Genomic DNA, 18,286 nt, shown 5'->3' with positions numbered 1-18,286 from the left:
CTTTTCGAAAAGAGTGGGAATGACATGGCATCCGACATCAAGCGCATCGCAGCCATCATCGCGGCCGAAATCAACGCGCGGCCCGAACAGGCGGCCGCGGCGATCGGACTGCTCGATGAGGGCGCGACGGTGCCGTTTGTGGCGCGCTACCGCAAGGAAGTGACCGGCGGGCTTGACGACACGCAGCTGCGCGACCTTGCCGAGCGGCTTGCCTATCTGCGCGAACTCGATGCGCGCCGCGACACCATCCTCGGCTCGATCCGCGAGCAGGGCAAGCTGACCGAGGATCTCGAAGCCAAGATCGCGGCGGTGGCCACCAAGGCGGAGCTGGAAGACATCTATTTGCCTTACAAGCCGAAGCGCCGCACCAAGGCCGAGATCGCCAGGGAGCGGGGCCTCGGGCCTTTGGCGGAGGCGATCCTCGCTGACCGTTCGCTGGTGCCCGCCGAGGTGGCGCTGGCCTATGTCACCGAGGAGGTGGCCGACACCAAGGCAGCACTCGAGGGCGCGCGCGATATTCTCTCGGAGCAGTTCGCCGAAAATGCCGACCTTGTCGGCAAGCTGCGGAGCTACATGAAGGAGCGCGCCTTCCTGCGCGCCAGGGTGGTCGATGGCAAGCAGGAGGCCGGCGCGAAATTCTCCGACTATTTCGACCATGTCGAGCGTTGGTCCACGGCGCCGAGCCACCGCGCACTGGCCATGCTGCGCGGACGCAACGAGGAAGTCCTGTCGCTCGACATCGAGGTCGATGCGGATGACACCTCGCAGGTGAAGCCGGTCGAGCGCATGATCGCCAACGCCTATGCCATCGGTGGCAGCCTGCCGGGCGACCGCTGGCTTATGGAGGTCGCCGGCTGGACCTGGCGGATAAAACTGTCGCTGCACCTGACGCTCGATCTGATGCGCGATTTGCGCGAACGGGCCGAGGAAGAGGCGATCCACGTCTTTGCCCGTAACCTGAAGGATTTGCTGCTGGCGGCACCCGCCGGCTCAAGGCCGACGATGGGGCTCGACCCAGGTATCCGAACCGGCGTCAAGATCGCGGTGGTGGACGGCACCGGCAAGCTGGTGGCGACGACGACGGTCTATCCGTTCCCGCCGAGGAATGATGTGCGCGGCACGCAGGCCGAACTTGCCGCGCTGATCCGCCAGCACAAGGTCGAGTTGATCTCGATCGGCAACGGCACCGGCAGCCGCGAGACGGAGAAGCTGGTCGCCGACATGCTGTCCGACCTGCCTGCGGGGGCAGGGCCGAAGCCGCTCAAGGTGATCGTCAGCGAGGCGGGTGCCTCGATCTATTCGGCTTCGGCGGCGGCGGCGGCCGAGTTTCCCGGCCTCGACGTGTCGCTGCGCGGCGCGGTGTCGATCGCGCGGCGCCTGCAGGATCCGCTGGCCGAACTGGTCAAGATCGAACCGAAATCCATTGGCGTCGGCCAGTACCAGCACGATGTGGACCAGTATCGGCTTGGTCGCTCGCTGGAAGCGGTCGTGGAGGACGCCGTCAACGCGGTCGGCGTCGACCTCAACACCGCCTCGGCGCCGCTTTTGGCGCGCGTTTCAGGATTGGGCGCCTCGCTCGCCGACGCCATTGTCGCGCATCGCGACGCGACCGGACCATTCGCCAGCCGCAAGGAACTCCTCAAGGTGGCGCGGCTTGGACCGCGCGCCTTCGAGCAATGCGCCGGCTTTCTGCGCATTGCCAATGGCAGCGAGCCGCTCGATGCCTCGTCGGTGCATCCGGAAGCCTATGGCGTGGCCAAGAAGATCGTCGCCGCCTGTGGCCGCGACGTGCGTTCGCTGATGGGTGACAGCGCGGCGCTCAAGGCGCTCGATCCCCGCGTCTTCGTCGACGAGCGTTTCGGCCTGCCGACGGTGCGCGATATTCTTGCCGAGCTGGAGAAGCCCGCTCGCGACCCGCGCCCGGGCTTCAAGACCGCGACCTTCGCCGACGGTGTCGACGACATCAAGGATCTGAAGCCCGGCATGCTGCTGGAAGGCACGGTGACCAACGTCGCGGCGTTTGGCGCCTTCGTCGATATCGGGGTGCATCAGGACGGGCTGGTGCATGTCTCGCAACTGGCCGACCGTTTCATCAAGGACGCGCATGAGGTGGTCAAAGCCGGCGACGTGGTCAAGGTGCGCGTCGTCGATGTCGACATCAAGCGCAAGCGCATCGCGCTCTCCATGCGCAGGGATGGCGGCGAGGGCGGCGCATCGAAGGGTGGACCGCGCGACAATGGCGGCGGCAGGCCGGCGCCACGCTCGCCGGCGCCGCAACGCCAACCGGAGCGGCCGGCACAGCAGGGCGCGTTCGGCGCGGCGCTGGCGGACGCGCTGAAGCGGAAGTAGCTACCACGCCAGAACAGCCGGCTCCTTCTCAAGCCGGCCCAGCAGCCAGTCGCGAAAACTGGCGACCGGTGGATAGCCGCGCTTGTCGTGGGGAACGACAAGGTAATAGGCGCTGCGGCTTTGCATCGGCTGGCCGGGCGCCGGCACAAGCTGGCCGCGCTGCAATTCACCCTCGATGAGAAGCAGCGGCAACAGCGCCACGCCGAGCCCCGCCATGCAGGCCTGGGCAGCGGTGCCGAACTGTTCGAACTGCATTCCGGGTCCGGTCGGAGCGCTCAGGCCCTGATGCTCGAACCATTCGCTCCAGGCGCCGGGGCGCGTCGTCATGTGCAGCAGCGGCAAACGGCCAATGTCGGCCGGCGTGGCGATGGCGCGACCGGCGAGGAAGTCGGGGGAGACGACCGGGGCCACCGTTTCGCGCACCAGCAGCGTCGAGTCGGCTTCCGGCCAGTCCGGCAGGCCGTAGTGGATGGCCGCATCCAGCCTCTCCCTGGCGAAGTCGAAACGGCCGATGCGGGTGGCGAAGTTGATGGTTATGTCGGGATTGCTTTCGACGAAATCGGGGATCATCGGCATCAGCCAGCGGGTGCCGAAGGTCGGCAAAATGGCAAGGTTCAGGATGCCACTATGCCGATTGCTCATCAATCCGAGGGCTGCATCGCGCAATTGGCCAAGTGCCGAGCGCACCGCCTCGGCGTAGATTTCGCCCCCGGTCGACAGGCGGACGTTGCGGCTGTCGCGTTCGAACAGCCGGCGACCGAACTGATCCTCCAGAAGGCTGATCTGCCGGCTGACCGCGCCCTGGGTCAAATCCAGCTCCTGCGCGGCGGCGGTGAAGGAGCCGAGCCGGGCCACCGCCTCGAAGGCGGCGAGGGCACTGATGTTGGGCAAAAGACGTCGTTGGACACTCATGATCCATTACTAGCGCTCATTGATCGGTGAAGCAATTTCGTTTGATTTTCTCTAGCTGTGGGCCGATAAGCCGGGCTCACCTTTCGAAGGACAGAAAGCCATGGCCGCCGACAAGAATGCATTCGTCTGGGAAGACCCGTTCCTGATCGAGGACCAGCTTTCGGAAGACGAGCGCATGGTGCGCGACGGCGCTGCCGCCTTTGCCGCCGACAAGCTCGCGCCGCGCATCGAGGAAGCCTATCTCAACGAGACTTTCGACACGGCGATCTTCCGCGAGATGGGCGAGGCCGGCCTGCTCGGCATCAATATCCCCGAGGAGTTCGGTGGACTTGGCGCCAACTATGTCACCTATGGGCTGGTGGCGCGGGAAGTCGAACGCGTCGATAGCGGCTATCGCTCGATGATGTCGGTGCAGTCGTCGCTGGTGATGTATCCGATCCACGCCTATGGCTCGGATGAGCAGCGCAGGAAGTACCTGCCGAAGCTCGCCAGCGGCGAATGGATCGGCTGTTTCGGCCTGACTGAGCCGGATGCCGGCTCCGACCCCGGCGGCATGAAGACCCGCGCCGAAAAGACCGCCAACGGCTACAGGCTGACCGGCTCCAAGATGTGGATTTCCAATGCGCCGGTCGCCGACGTGTTCGTCGTCTGGGCGAAGCTGAAGGGCGAGAACGGCAAGGACGAAATCCGCGGCTTCGTGCTGGAAAAGGGCACGAAGGGGCTTTCGGCGCCGAAGATCGGCGGGAAGCTCAGCCTGCGCGCTTCGATCACCGGCGAAGTGGTGATGGAAGGCGTCGAGGTCGGCGAGGACGCGCTGCTGCCGAACGCCAAGGGCCTCGGCGGACCGTTCGGTTGCCTCAACCGGGCCCGCTACGGCATTTCCTGGGGTTCGATGGGGGCGGCGGAAGATTGCTGGCGCCGCGCTCGCCAGTATGGCCTCGACCGCAAGCAGTTCGGCAAGCCGCTGGCCGGCACGCAGCTTTACCAGAAGAAGCTCGCCGACATGCAGACCGAAATCGCACTGGGCTTGCAGGCGTCGCTGCGCGTCGGACGTCTGCTCGACGAAGGCAAGATGGCGCCTGAGATGATCTCGATCGTCAAGCGCAACAATTGCGGCAAGGCGCTCGACATCGCCCGCCAGGCCCGCGACATGCATGGCGGCAACGGCATCCAGATCGGCTACCACGTCATGCGCCACGCGCAGAACCTCGAGACCGTCAACACCTATGAAGGCACGCATGACGTGCACGCGCTGATCCTGGGACGGGCGCAGACGGGGATACAGGCGTTTTTCTGAGGGTTCGGTAGCCGTTTAATTTAGGTGCACCGCAACATCCGCTTGGAGAATGGCGGCCAGATGTGTCAGGGTTCGGCCAGCTAAACGCCGAACCCCGGGGTCCCATGGCAATTCTGGCAGCCGTCTACCACCTGACCCACTACAAATATGACCGGCCGGTGGTGCTTGGCCCCCAGATCATCAGGCTACAGCCGGCGCCGCATTCGCGCACCAAGGTGTTGAGCCATTCGCTCAAGGTCGAGCCGGCGAACCATTTCGTCAATCTCCAGCAGGACCCCTACGGTAATTTCCTCGCCCGGTTCGTCTTTCCCGAGCCGGTGACGGAGCTGAAGATCGAGGTCGACCTCGTCGCCGACATGACGGTCTACAATCCGTTCGATTTCTTCGTCGAACCCTCAGCTGAGGCGTTCCCGTTCGATTATCCCGAGGACATCAGGGATGATCTCGCCATCTACCGGACACCGGAGCCGGCGGGTCCGCTTCTCCAGGCTTTCCTGGAAACCGTCGATCGTAGCGCGCCCAACACGGTCAACTTCCTCGTCGACCTCAATGCGCGGCTGCAGCGCGAGATCGCCTATATCGTGCGCATGGAAACCGGCGTGTTCTCGCCGGAGGAAACTCTTGCCGCGGCCAAGGGCTCGTGCCGGGATTCGAGCTGGCTTCTGGTGCAGATCCTGCGCAATCTCGGTATCGCCGCGCGCTTCGTCTCCGGCTATCTGATCCAGCTCAAGCCCGACCTCATCGCGCTGGATGGGCCGGCCGGCACAGCGGTCGATTTCACCGACCTGCATGCCTGGTGCGAGGTCTATCTTCCCGGCGCCGGCTGGATCGGCTTCGACCCGACCTCCGGCCTGCTTACCGGCGAGAGCCATGTGCCGCTGGCAGCCACGCCGCATTTCCGCAATGCGGCACCGATTTCCGGCATGGCGAGCTTCGCCAATGTCGAATTCGGCTTCGAGATGCGGGTCGATCGCATCGCCGAACATCCGCGCATCACCAAGCCGTTCTCGGACGAAAGCTGGCAGGCGCTGGATGCGCTCGGCAACAAGGTCGATGCGGCACTCGAGGCCGGGGATGTGCGATTGACCATGGGCGGCGAGCCGACCTTCGTCTCGATCGACGATTTCGAATCCGCCGAGTGGAACACCGCCGCCGTCGGGCCGACCAAGCGCGAAAAGGCCGACGCGATGATCAGAAAACTGCGCGAACGTTTCGCGCCGGGCGGCTTCCTGCATTACGGCCAAGGCAAATGGTATCCAGGCGAGAGCCTGCCGCGCTGGACTTTTTCGCTCTACTGGCGCGCCGACGGCGAGCCGGTGTGGAGCGACCCGTCGCTGATCGCGCGGGAGAAAAGCGCGGCCGACATCGGGCCGAAGCAGGCCGAAAGCCTGCTGACGGCGATCGCCGGTGAGCTCGGCATCGACAAATCCATGGTCAGCGAAGCCTATGAGGATCCAGCCGAGTGGCTGCTCAAGGAGGGCAAGCTCCCCGACAATGTCGATCCGTCGAATTCGAAGCTCGAAGACCCGGAAGAACGCAGCCGCATGGCGAAGGTGTTCGAGCGCGGGCTGACCAAGCCGTCCGGCTACGTCCTGCCGGTGCAGCGCTGGAACAGCCAGGCGTCCGATCCGCGCTGGCGCTCGGAAAAATGGAAGACGCGGCGCGGCCGGCTGTTCCTGGTGCCGGGCGATTCACCGGTCGGCTACCGTCTGCCGCTCGGCACGCTGCCCTATGTGCCCCCGGCGCAATTTCCTTACATCGTGCCGGTAGACCCGTCGCTGCCGCGCGGTGCGCTGCCCGCGCGAGAAGCGATCCTGCGCTCCGTTGCCCCGGCGGAACTGGAAGGCGCCGACGAAATGGCGCGGCGCCAGCAGGCGGCCTCGTTCACGGCGGCGACCGGCCAGCAGGACCGCGTCGAGCAGGAGATCACCGAGATCGGCGGCGCGGTGCGCACCGCGCTTTCGGTCGAGCCGCGCGACGGGCGGCTGTGCGTGTTCATGCCGCCGGTCGAGGCGCTGGAAGACTATCTCGAACTGGTCGCGGCGGCCGAGAACGCCGCAAAGGCGATTGGCCTGCCGGTTCACATCGAGGGTTACGGCCCGCCGCATGATCCGCGCCTCAACGTCATCCGCGTGGCGCCCGATCCCGGCGTCATCGAGGTCAACATCCATCCGGCTTCCAACTGGCACGATTGCGTGGCGACCACCACGGCGATCTACGACGAGGCGCGGCAGACCCGGCTTGGCGCCGACAAGTTCATGATCGACGGCCGCCATACCGGCACCGGCGGCGGCAACCATGTCGTGGTCGGCGGCGCCACGCCCAATGACAGCCCGTTCCTGCGCCGGCCCGATCTGTTGAAGAGCCTGGTGCTGCAATGGCAGCGGCATCCCTCGCTCTCCTATCTGTTCTCCGGCCTGTTCATCGGCCCGACCAGCCAGGCGCCGCGCTTCGACGAGGCACGCCACGATTCGCTCTACGAACTCGAGATCGCGATGGCCCAGGTGCCACATCCGAACCAGGGCGCGGCACCCTTGCCGTGGCTGGTCGACCGGTTGTTCCGCAACCTGTTGACCGATGTCACCGGCAATACGCACCGCTCGGAAATCTGCATCGACAAGCTGTTTTCCCCGGATGGCCCGACTGGCCGGCTTGGCCTTGTCGAATTCCGCGGGTTCGAGATGCCACCCAATGCGCGCATGTCCCTGGCGCAGCAGCTTCTGGTCCGCGCCATCATCGCCCGTGCGTGGAAGAACCCGCTCGACGGACGCTTCGTGCGCTGGGGCACCTCGCTGCATGACCGCTTCATGCTGCCGCACCATGTCTGGGCCGATTTCCTCGACGTGCTCGACGACCTCAAGCTCAACGGCTTCGAGTTCAGGCCCGAATGGTTCGACGCCCAACTCGAATTCCGTTTTCCCTTCTGTGGCGAAGTCCAGCATGCCGGCGTCAAACTGGAGCTCAGGCAAGCGCTGGAGCCTTGGCATGTGATGGGCGAGCAGGGGGCGATCGGCGGCACGGTGCGTTTCGTCGATTCCTCGGTCGAACGGCTGCAGGTCAAGACCGAAGGCCTCAATCCAGAGCGCCATGCGATCGTCTGCAATGGCCGCATCGTGCCGATGAAGGTAACGGACAACAGAGAGATCGCTGTGGCCGGCGTCCGCTTCAAGGCCTGGCAGCCGGCGTCGGGCCTGCATCCGGCACTCCCGGTCAACACGCCGCTGGTGTTCGACATCTATGACCGCTGGTCCGGCCGGGCGGTCGGTGGCTGCGTCTACCATGTCGCGCATCCCGGCGGGCGCAACTACGAGACGTTCCCGGTCAACGGCAACGAGGCGGAGGCACGGCGGCTCGCCCGCTTCGAGGCGCGCGGCCACACGCCATCGGGCTATGTGTTGCGCGAGGAACAGCCGGCGGAAGATTTTCCGATGACCCTTGACCTCAGGCGTCCACCAAGACTGTGATCTGACATGGCAAAGGGGAATCACAAAAGGGTACGCGGCAAGCCGCAGGCTCGTAGCCTGCTGGAGCACTACCAGCCGATCGACGGCGTCGTCGACGAGATGGTCGACGCGTCAGGCAATCCCCGTCCGGCCTGGAAGCATTTTGTCGAGGCACTGGACGAACTCGGAGCCGAAAAGCTTGGCCAGCGCTTCGCCCGAGCCGACCAGTATCTGCGCGATGCCGGTGTTTACTACCGCGTTTATGACAAGGCGGGCGCCAACGAGCGCGAATGGCCGCTGGCGCATATTCCCCTGCTCATCGAGGACAGCGAGTGGCAGGCGATCAGCGCCGGCCTCGTGCAGCGCGCCGACCTGTTCGAGGAAATCGTCGCCGATATCCATGGGCAGAACCGGCTGGTCGAAAAAGGCATCCTGCCGGCAGGGCTGATCGCGGCGAGCCCTGAATATTTGCGGCCGGTGGTCGGCACCAGGCCGGCCGGGGGGCATTTCCTGCACTTCTGCGCCTTCGAGCTCGGCCGCGGGCCCGATGGCCGCTGGTGGGTGCTGGGCGACCGCACCCAGGCGCCTTCGGGCGCCGGCTTCGCGCTGGAGAACCGGGTCGCCACGACGCGCGCTTTGTCCGACATCTATGGCGAGATGCATGTGCACCGGCTCGCCGGCTTCTTTCGCCGCTTCCGCGACGCGCTGATCGGCATGGCCAAGGAGAGCGACGGCCGCGTCGCCATCCTGACGCCGGGACCGCTCAACGAAACCTATTACGAGCACGCCTATATCGCCCGCTATCTCGGCATCATGCTGCTCGAAGGCGAGGATCTGACCGTTTCCGGCGGCAGGTTGATGGTGCGCACCGTGTCGGGCCTGATGCCGATCAGCGTGCTGTGGCGGCGGCTCGATGCCGCCTTCGCCGATCCGCTCGAATTGCGGCCGGATTCGCAGATCGGCACGCCGGGCCTGGTCGAGGCGATCCGGCAAGGCACGGTGTCCACCGTCAACGCGCTGGGATCGGGCCTGATGGAGACCCGTGCGCTGCTTGCCTTCCTGCCCAAGATCGCGCGCGAATTGTGGGGCGAGGAGCTGCTTTTGCCCAGCGTGGCGACATGGTGGTGCGGGCAGGAGACGGAGCGCGCCCATGTGCTCGCCAACATCGACCGCATGGTGGTCGGCCCGGCATTGTCGACAAGGCTGGCCTTCGAGGATGACGGACAGACGAAGCTCGGCGCGGCGCTGTCGGCCGGGGAGCGGGCGGATCTGGTGGCGCGCATCGAACGCGATGGCGAGGCCTTCGTCGGCCAGGAAGCGGTGACGCTGTCGACGACGCCGGTCTATGTCGGCGGCTGGCTGGAACCGCGGCCGGCGAGCCTGCGCGTCTATCTGGCGCGCACGCCCGAAGGATGGACGGTGATGCCGGGCGGGTTTGCCCGCGTCGGCCTGTCGCTCGACCCGACGGCAATCGCCATGCAGCGTGGCGGCCAGGCGGCCGATGTCTGGGTGGTAAGCGACAGGCCGGTCGAGCGCGAGACGCTGCTGCCGCGGGAGAGCGACAGCTTCAACCGTACCAGGCCCGGCAGCCTGCCCAGCCGCGCGGCGGAAAACCTGACCTGGCTCGGCCGCTACATCGAACGCTCGGAAGATACGGTGCGCATCCTGCGCGCCTATCATGTGCGGCTCGCCGAAACCTCCGACCCGGACATGCCGCTGCTGGCCGATATCAGGGACTATCTCGAACCGTTCGGCATCGATGTCGAAACGGCGATCCCACCAGGACTGATCGGCACGCTCGACAGCGCCGTCTACAGCGCCGGCCAGATCCGCGACCGGTTTTCGCCGGATGGATGGCTGGCGCTCAAGGATTTGTCGAAGACCATCCATCATTTCGCCACCGCCGTGGCGCCGGGCGACGACGCGACGCGGGCCATGACCGTCATCCTGCGCAAGCTCGCCGGGTTTTCCGGCCTTTTGCACGAGAATATGTACCGCTTCGCCGGCTGGCGCTTCCTCGAGATCGGCCGGCGGCTGGAGCGCGGCATCCAGATCGCCTGCACGCTCGCCAGGCTGACCAGCCGCGAGGCGCCGGACGGGGCGCTGGATATGATGCTGGAGATCGGCGACAGCGTGATGACCCATCGCCGGCAATATCCGGTGCAGGCCGGCCGACGCACGGTGATCGATCTCCTGGCGCTCGATCCGCTCAATCCCCGCTCCATCCTGTTCCAGTTGGAACGGCTGAGGGCCGAGATCGGGCTGTTGCCGTCCGTCGGCGGCGAAGGACACATGTCGGCGGCGGCGAAGGAAATTCTGCAGCTCAACACCGCCATCGCCATCAAGGAACCGGCCGACATGACAGCGAAGGCGCTGAACGAACTCGCCAGCGAGATCGGCGGCCTCTACAACAGCCTCGCCAAAGCCTATTTCGGGTAGAAAGCGATGGCCATGCTGTACGACATCCGGCTTCTGCTCCATTACGACTACGCCGCCGCCGCCGGCGGCGGCCGGCATCAGGTGCGGGTGCTGCCGCCGACCATTGGCGGCGTTCAGCGGGTCATCGCCGCTTCGCTCTCCTTCGAGCCGGCGCCCAATGAACGATCCGACTTCACGGATTTTTTCGGCAACAACGTGACCTCGATCGCCTTTCGCGACGCCCATGACGCGCTCGATATCAGGATGAGCGCGCGCGTGGCGGTGTCGCGGCCCGAGCCTGGGCTCGACGTGTCGCCCGATATCGGCCGGCTCAGGCGGGAACTGGCCGCCGTTCGATCGCTGGCGCCTGCCTCGCCGCACCATTTCCTGACCGCCAGCAGCCATGCGGGCATCGATGCGGCGATCACCGCATTCGCCCAAGACAGCGTCGGGAACTCCGCCGCCGGGACGGCGATGAACCTATGCAACCGTATCCATCGCGATTTCACCTATGACGGTGAAGCGACCACGGTGCGGACCCGGGCCAGCGATGCCTTCCGGCTGAAGCGGGGCGTCTGCCAGGACTTCTCCCACATCATGATCGCCGGCTTGCGTGGGCTCGGCATACCGGCCGGCTATGTCAGCGGCTTCCTGCGCACCATTCCGCCCAAGGGCAAACCCCGGCTGGAAGGCGCGGATGCCATGCATGCCTGGGTCAAGGTCTGGTGCGGGCGTGACGCCGGCTGGCAGGAGTTTGATCCGACCAACGGCATGCGCGCTTCCAACGACCATATCACCGTCGGTTACGGGCGCGACTATTCGGATGTCGCGCCCATCGTCGGTGTGCTGAAGACGACCGGCGGCCAGGTCGGCGAGCAGGCTGTCGACGTCATCCCGGTGGTGCTCGAAAAGGCGTAAAACAGGGGCGCGGCGACTTGCCCCGCGCCGCGAAAGCCCGCAAAGGGATGGAGTAGACTTCTCAAACATCGATACGGCCATTAGTCTGTATTCGTTTCGAGGGAGAATAGTCTTAAGCTGCTGGGTACAGGTACGGGGTTTGTCATTGAAAACGGTCAGCGTCGTCATACCCGCCCACAATGCGGCGGCAACGATCGCTAAAACCCTGGCGTCGCTCGGCGGAGAGGCCGGGTTTATCGGCGAGATACTGCTGGTCGACGACCAATCGACCGATGGCACGGCCCATGCAGCACGGCAGGCCGCGGCGCAATCATCCCTGCCGCTGCGTGTGCTGCCGGCCAGTTGCCGCGACGCTGGCGGCGCCCGCAACCTTGCGCTCGATGAGGCGGCCCATCCGTGGGTCTACCTGATCGACGCCGACGACCTGCATCTTGAGGGTGGCCTGCGCTCCTTGCTGGCGCGGGCGGAAATCCAGCCCAAGGCCGACATGATCGTCGGTGCCTTCCGGCGCAGGGTGAACGGCCAGGACCGGCAGATCAAGGTGCCAAACGGCTATACAGCGGCCTGCCTCGCCAATGCCTCCGCCTATGTGAAGGGGGATATACGCTCGGTGGCGGTGGGCAGCGTGCTGGCTTCCCGGCGTCTCATCGGCGAGACCCGCTTCCCGGTCGGGCTCGCCTTCGACGAGGACACGCTGTTCTGGGCGCGGCTGATGAGCAAGGCGTCGCTGGCCATGGTTCAGCGACCCGTCATGATCTACGAAGTCTCAGCGGAGCGCTCGGACGATCGCTTCACGCTCAACCCGGTGCGGCGCTTTCTGGACTGGCGCCGGGAGCTGCGTACGCTCACCGATTGCGGCATTCCGATTTCGGCACTGAAGGCCAGGGAGGGCCTCGTCGCACTCAAGATTGCCAGGGTTCACTATGCGCGCGGCGACCTGGATACCGCCGCGCGCTTCCTGGCGGTGGCCGAGGCCGCACCGAAGCGTCGCTCGGAGGCCTGGCGCTGCCTGCGCTACAAGCTCAAGCTCAAGGTGCGGCGTAGGTTGTCGGTTCCGCTGACCCAGATGCAGGGCGCGTTGTAGGCCTCCAGCCATGCCAGTTGCCGACGCCGCCAGGATCGCCTGGTTTTCAGTGGGCGTGTGGAACCTGCAGTCAGCCAGCAGCTTATCTACGCATATTCGCGTGGAGCTTACATGCTGCAGAGATCCAGATTGTCGCTCAGCCAGTCGGCCGACATAGACGGTTCGCCGAGGGCCGGGGCGCAAAGCTCGGCCGAGCACGCCGCGCTGACCTATGTCAGCGATGCCGAGCCCGGTATCCGCCGCCTGAAGGCTGGCAAGGGATTTGCCTACAAGGGGCCGGGCGGGAAAGCGGTCTCCGATGCCGACAAGGCGCGCATCGCGGCGATCGTCATTCCGCCGGCCTGGACCGATGTCTGGATTTCGACCGATCCCAATGGGCATATCCAGGCGACCGGGAGGGATCAGCGGGGACGAAAGCAGTATCGCTATCATCCGCAATGGGCCGAGGAGCGCGACGGCGCCAAATATTCGAGCCTCGTCGCTTTCGCCGAAAGCCTGCCGGAGCTTCGGCGCGGGATCGACAGCGACCTGCGCCGTCACGGCCTGCCGCTCGAACGCGTCGTCGCCGCGGTGGTCTGGCTGCTCGACAACACGATGATCCGCGTCGGCAATGCCGCCTATGCACGTGACAACAAGAGCTTCGGCCTGACGACATTGCGGGACCGGCATGTCGACATCAAGGGATCCAGCCTGCGCTTCGCCTTCAAGGGCAAGTCCGGCAAGGAATGGAGATTGAAGCTGGTCGACCGCCGCATCGCGGGAATCGTGCGCGGCGCGCAGGACCTGCCTGGCCAAAAACTGTTCCAATATCTCGACGAGGACGGCAACAGACGCCCTGTCCGTTCCGACGACGTCAACCGCTATATCCGCGAAGCGGTCGGCGATGCATTCAGTTCGAAGCATTTCCGCACATGGGGCGGCACCATCCATGCCGCGTCGCTGTTCGCGCAGACGGAACTGCCAGAAAGCCAGGCTCAGCAAAAGCGGGTGATGAACAGCGTCATCGACAAGGTGGCGGAGCGGCTGGGCAATACGCGCGCGGTCTGCCGCAAGTGCTATATCCATCCGCAGGTCTTCGAGGCCTGGAGCGAAGGACGGCTGCTTGCCGAAATGGCGCAGGCCAACAGGCGCAAGCGCTCCATCGACGGCCTCGATGAAGAAGAGGCGCTGGTTCTGCGGTGGCTGAAGACGCGCGAGAGCTGACAGGCGGCAAGCGGCCTGAGCCAAATCCGCGACCCCTGATTTTTTTATCGACGCCGTGTCGGGATCGGTCCTACTGTTTCGTCCTTTGACAGAGAAAGGACCTGATATGCTGTATGCCATCCTGTGTTACGCTTCCGAAGACGTCGTCAGCTCCTGGAGCAAGGCGCAGGACGACGACGTCATGGCCAAGCTCCTCAACGTCCAGGACAAATATGCCAAGGCCGGCCGGCTCGGCCCGGTGGCGCGGCTTCTGCCGACGACGGCGGCGACGACGCTGCGCAAGGTCAAGGGCGAATCCGTCGTCATCGACGGGCCGTTCGCCGAGACCAAGGAGCAATTCCTCGGTTTCTATACGCTAGAATGCGCCGATCTCGACGAAGCGGTCGAATTCGCCCGCGAACTCTCCGAGGTCAACCCGAGCGGCGGCTCCTATGAGATCAGGCCGGTGTCCGTCTTCAATCCCACCAAGGTGGCCGTATGACCGAACTTGCCTGGATAAGCTCGGCCATCAGTGCCGCCCGCCCGCAGGCGATGGGCGCGCTGCTGCGCTATTTCCGCGACCTCGACACGGCGGAGGAAGCTTTCCAGGATGCCTGCCTCAGGGCGCTCAAGAACTGGCCGCAGAACGGGCCGCCGCGCGATCCGGCGGCCTGGCTGATCTTTGTCGGCCGCAACAGCGGCATCGACGCGGTGCGCAAGCGCGCCAAGCAGGCGCCGATGCCGGAGGAAGACCAGATTTCCGATCTGGAGGATGCCGAAAGCGACATTGCCGAGCGGCTGGACGGTGCGCATTACCGCGACGACATATTGCGGCTCCTGTTCATCTGCTGTCACCCTGATTTGCCAGCGACGCAGCAGATCGGGGTCGCGTTGCGCATCGTCTCCGGCCTCACAGTCAAGCAGATCGCACGCGCCTTCCTGGTCGGCGAGAGCGCCATGGAGCAGCGCATCACCCGCGCCAAGGCGCGCATTGCCGACGCCGGCGTGCCGTTCGAGACGCCTGATGCCGTCGAGCGCTCCGAACGGCTCGCGGCGGTCGCCGCCATGGTCTACCTGATCTTCAACGAGGGGTACTCCACCAACAGCGGCGAGGCGCCGGCCCGCGCGCCGCTCTGCGAGGAGGCGATCCGGCTGGCCCGGCTGCTGCTGAGGCTGTTCCAGACCGAGCCGGAGATCATGGGGCTGACGGCATTGCTTCTGCTGCAGCACGCGCGCGCGCCGGCCCGTTTCGACGGCGACGGTGAGATCGTGCTGCTCGAGGACCAGGACCGGAGCCTGTGGAGCCGCAAGATGATCGACGAAGGGCTGGCGCTGGTCGACAAGGCCTTGCGCCACCGCAAGCCCGGCCCTTACCAGGTGCAGGCGGCGATCGCGGCCCTGCATGCGCGGGCCGAGAAGGCCGAGGACACGGACTGGGTGGAGATTGACCTGCTCTACGGCCTGCTCGAACAGATGCAGCCGTCGCCGGTCATCACGCTCAACCGTGCGGTCGCGGTCGCCAAAGTGCGCGGACCGGAAGCGGCCCTGGCGATGATCGAGCCGCTCGAGCAGAGGCTTTCCGGCTATTTCCACTTCTTCGGCCTCAAGGGCGGGCTGTTGATGCAACTCGACCGGGGCGAGGAGGCGCGCATCGCCTTCGACCGCGCCATCGCGCTTGCCAACACGGCGGCCGAAGCAGCCCATATCCGCATGCATATCGACCGTCTGATCAAGGACGGCGCCGTGCGCGCGCCGGCGAAGAAGGCAAACTGAAAGCCTCTACCGTTCTGCTCAAGCTCGTCTGGCTCAATCGTGCGATCCGGGCTTGGACCATGCCGGGGTGGCGATTTTCCCTTGAAACAGGTAATGGCACGCCATCACAGCCCCTTCCGGCCGCGACGGCACCGGTAAGGCATGGCGCAAGGCGTCGACCCAGCCATACGAGCGGCGGGATCTGAAAGGAACAAAATGACGATAGCGAAGGAAACGACCGAGCTTCTGGCGAAACTGGGCGTGGCCAAGGACGCGCTTGCCGGCGGCGACCTGATCGTGCGCAGCCCGGTGACGGGTGAACAGATCGCGGCGCTGAAGACGATCACGCCGGCCGACGCGGCCAAGACCATCGACGAGGCGCACAAGGCGTTCCAGTCCTGGCGGCTGGTGCCGGGTCCCAAGCGCGGCGAACTGGTGCGGCTGCTCGGCGAGGAACTGCGCGCGCACAAGGCCGAGCTGGGCCGGCTGGTGTCGATCGAGGTCGGCAAGATCCCGTCCGAGGGGCTCGGCGAAGTACAGGAGATGATCGACATCTGCGATTTCGCCGTTGGTCTTTCCCGGCAATTGTATGGTCTCACCATCGCCACCGAGCGTCCTGGCCACCGCATGATGGAAACGTGGCATCCGCTGGGCGTCGTCGGCGTCATCTCCGCCTTCAACTTCCCGGTCGCCGTGTGGTCGTGGAACGCGGCCCTTGCGCTGGTCTGCGGCGATGCGGTGGTGTGGAAGCCGTCTGAGAAAACACCGCTGACGGCACTTGCCTGCGAAGCGATCTTCAAGCGTGCCGTCAAGCGCTTCGGCGCGGACGCTCCGCAAGGCCTGGCGCCCGTGCTGATTGGCGACCGTGCGGTCGGCGAGATCCTGGTCGACCATCCGAAGGTGCCGCTGGTTTCGGCCACCGGCTCGACCCGCATGGGCCGGGATGTCGGGCCGCGCCTGGCCAAGCGCTTCGCCCGCGCCGTGCTGGAACTCGGCGGTAACAATGCCGGCATCGTCTGCCCGACGGCCGATCTCGACATGGCGCTGCGCGCTATCGCTTTCGGCGCCATGGGCACCGCCGGCCAGCGTTGCACGACGCTGCGTCGCCTGTTCGTTCATGACAGCGTCTACGACGCCTTGGTGCCGCGCCTGAAAAAGGCCTATCAGAGCGTTTCGGTCGGCAATCCGCTGGAGACCTCGTCGCTGGTCGGGCCACTGATCGACAAGGCTGCCTTCGATGCCATGCAGAAGGCGCTGAGCGAAGCGGTTTCACATGGCGGCAAGGTGACCGGCGGCACGCGGGCCGAGAACGGCCATCCCGATGCCTATTATGTCCATCCAGCACTGGTCGAAATGCCCAAACAAGTCGCACCGGTGACGGAAGAGACCTTCGCCCCGATCCTCTATGTAATGAAGTATTCCGATTTCGACGCCGTGCTCGATGAGCACAATGCGGTCGGCGCCGGCCTGTCGTCGTCGATCTTCACCCGCGACCTGCAGGAATCCGAGCGCTTCCTCGGCGTCGATGGTTCGGACTGCGGCATCGCCAACGTCAACATCGGCACGTCGGGGGCCGAGATCGGCGGTGCCTTTGGCGGCGAGAAGGAAACCGGCGGCGGCCGCGAAAGCGGTTCGGACGCGTGGAAGGCCTATATGCGCCGCGCCACCAACACGGTGAACTATTCCAAGGCACTGCCGCTCGCCCAGGGCGTCTCGTTCGACATCGATTGAGAACGCCTGGGGTTGCCGCTGTCAGTGTCGATCAGGCTCCGCGAGCATCAATCGACACGGCTGCAACGCTGGACAGCTTCTGACGCTTGTCCAGCGTCGGCTTTTCATGACTGGGCGCCGGCAGAGCCAGCCGACGCCGCCGGGGTCGTCGGCGTCGCGCAGCCACGCAGATGCGGAACCGGTCAATCCACCTGTTCTGGCGCAATTCCGGACGGAAAACGTTTCACAGTTTTGCTGGAATGGCTCTCGTGCGCCGCTGCTCAGCCGTCGCCTTGCGATGGCGGAAAACAGGCCTTGAAGGCGGTGTCGACGACGGCCAGCTTGGCCGCCTGGACGGTCATGTATTCCTCGTAAAATCGGTGTGACACCCACATCACCGAGTGGCCGCGCTGGCCAAGCCAGCCAATGCTGCCGAGTTCCTCCGCCGTGCGCAGTTTGCGGCCGAGATGGGTCCGCGAGAGCTTGAGCCATTTGGCGAAGTCGCCGATCGAAACCACGCCGGTCGGAATTCGCTCCAACCCGGCATGGTCCGGGTCGATGCCCGACATCAGCCAGTCCATGACTATGCCGCCATTGTTGAGCCAGATGAACAGCGAAAAGGTCTGGTTGGGTTCGCGCACTGGTTTTGACGCCAGCAGTCCGTCGGCCACCAGGGGCTGCAGCGTGGCGAGCATTTCGGGCCGCTCGAGAAACCTGGCCAGCCGATCGCCGCCGTCGATGTGGTCGAGCGTGCGCAGATGGGCTGTCACCCAGCCGGTGAATCGCTCAATGGTGGCCGCCGTCGGCTGCAAGGGATGCGTTCGGCCGTCCCCGCCGGCCACATACTCGGCGATGTTGTAGTGCAGCATCTCCTTGATGAAGGCGTCCGCCGTGTTGCGGCTGGCCACAGCGTTCTTGTGCACGACCTCGATGAAACGCGATACGGTCAGTTCCTTGCGGCGGTCGTTGGGGTCGCGCCTGAAGTGCATGGCAAGGCCGACATGACCCAGCAGCCAACGCTGCTGCGTGGCAAAGATGGAAGCCAACCGGGGGCTCTCCTCGTAGATACGGATCAGGGACTGCGACTGTTCCTGAACGTAGCGGTGCAAGGCTGGGTGGCCGGCTATGTCCTCCAGATTCAGCGCTGATCTCCCGATACTTGACCAAACTCGGATGGCGAGTTTGCGTTCCCCATTTTTCAGTCTTCAACATTTGTGTCCA

At 65.3% G+C, this 18,286-nt stretch carries 12 protein-coding genes; 10 read left to right on the top strand and 2 right to left on the bottom strand.

Translation table 11 applies throughout. The features are described from left to right. Positions 1-24: 24 nt before the first annotated feature. Positions 25-2,349 carry a Tex family protein gene (locus LB569_RS17725; RefSeq protein ID WP_224693391.1) on the top strand — a complete coding sequence of 775 codons (2,325 nt, stop codon included), beginning with the start codon at positions 25-27 and terminating at the stop codon, positions 2,347-2,349. On the opposite strand, the gene LB569_RS17720 is transcribed toward LB569_RS17725, so the two are convergent. Then, positions 2,350-3,261: a LysR family transcriptional regulator gene (locus LB569_RS17720; protein WP_224693390.1), complete on the bottom strand. Its 912-nt coding sequence runs from the start codon at positions 3,259-3,261 to the stop codon at positions 2,350-2,352. A gap of 100 nt (positions 3,262-3,361) precedes the next feature. Here LB569_RS17720 and LB569_RS17715 point away from each other — a divergent pair, with 100 nt between their 5' ends. The 9 genes from LB569_RS17715 (at position 3,362) to LB569_RS17675 (ending at position 17,086) form a co-directional block, all read left to right on the top strand. After that, the gene (locus LB569_RS17715) at positions 3,362-4,558 is read left to right on the top strand and encodes an acyl-CoA dehydrogenase (protein ID WP_224693389.1); all 1,197 of its coding nucleotides are present in this window, start codon (positions 3,362-3,364) and stop codon (positions 4,556-4,558) included. Positions 4,559-4,662: 104 nt separating this feature from the next. Next, positions 4,663-8,022: a DUF2126 domain-containing protein gene (locus LB569_RS17710; protein ID WP_224693387.1), complete on the top strand. Its 3,360-nt coding sequence runs from the start codon at positions 4,663-4,665 to the stop codon at positions 8,020-8,022. A gap of 6 nt (positions 8,023-8,028) precedes the next feature. After that, positions 8,029-10,440 carry a circularly permuted type 2 ATP-grasp protein gene (locus LB569_RS17705; protein WP_224693386.1) on the top strand — a complete coding sequence of 804 codons (2,412 nt, stop codon included), beginning with the start codon at positions 8,029-8,031 and terminating at the stop codon, positions 10,438-10,440. Positions 10,441-10,452: 12 nt separating this feature from the next. Further along, positions 10,453-11,337 (top strand): transglutaminase N-terminal domain-containing protein, encoded by an 885-nt coding sequence (locus tag LB569_RS17700; RefSeq protein ID WP_140704566.1) that lies wholly within the window; start codon positions 10,453-10,455, stop codon positions 11,335-11,337. Positions 11,338-11,482: 145 nt separating this feature from the next. Continuing rightward, positions 11,483-12,421 carry a glycosyltransferase family 2 protein gene (locus tag LB569_RS17695; protein WP_224693385.1) on the top strand — a complete coding sequence of 313 codons (939 nt, stop codon included), beginning with the start codon at positions 11,483-11,485 and terminating at the stop codon, positions 12,419-12,421. 111 nt (positions 12,422-12,532) lie between these two features. Beyond that, complete coding sequence (locus LB569_RS17690; RefSeq protein ID WP_224693384.1) at positions 12,533-13,624, top strand: DNA topoisomerase IB; 1,092 nt, start codon at positions 12,533-12,535, stop codon at positions 13,622-13,624. A gap of 106 nt (positions 13,625-13,730) precedes the next feature. After that, positions 13,731-14,105 carry a YciI family protein gene (locus tag LB569_RS17685; RefSeq protein ID WP_140704571.1) on the top strand — a complete coding sequence of 125 codons (375 nt, stop codon included), beginning with the start codon at positions 13,731-13,733 and terminating at the stop codon, positions 14,103-14,105. Then, complete coding sequence (locus tag LB569_RS17680) at positions 14,102-15,376, top strand: RNA polymerase sigma factor (protein ID WP_224693383.1); 1,275 nt, start codon at positions 14,102-14,104, stop codon at positions 15,374-15,376. The genes LB569_RS17685 and LB569_RS17680 overlap by 4 nt, the downstream gene beginning before the upstream one ends. Before the next feature lie 195 nt (positions 15,377-15,571). Next, positions 15,572-17,086: an aldehyde dehydrogenase family protein gene (locus LB569_RS17675; protein ID WP_224693382.1), complete on the top strand. Its 1,515-nt coding sequence runs from the start codon at positions 15,572-15,574 to the stop codon at positions 17,084-17,086. Positions 17,087-17,346: 260 nt separating this feature from the next. Here LB569_RS17675 and LB569_RS17670 read toward each other — a convergent pair whose 3' ends face one another. Further along, a complete protein-coding gene (locus tag LB569_RS17670; protein ID WP_224693482.1) occupies positions 17,347-18,075 on the bottom strand; it encodes a hypothetical protein in 729 nt (242 codons plus the stop codon). Positions 18,076-18,286: the final 211 nt, after the last annotated feature.

The organism is Mesorhizobium sp. BH1-1-4, from assembly GCF_020165665.1.
Classification (GTDB): Bacteria; Pseudomonadota; Alphaproteobacteria; order Rhizobiales; family Rhizobiaceae; genus Mesorhizobium.
This window is presented reverse-complemented; position numbering and strand designations above follow the sequence as displayed.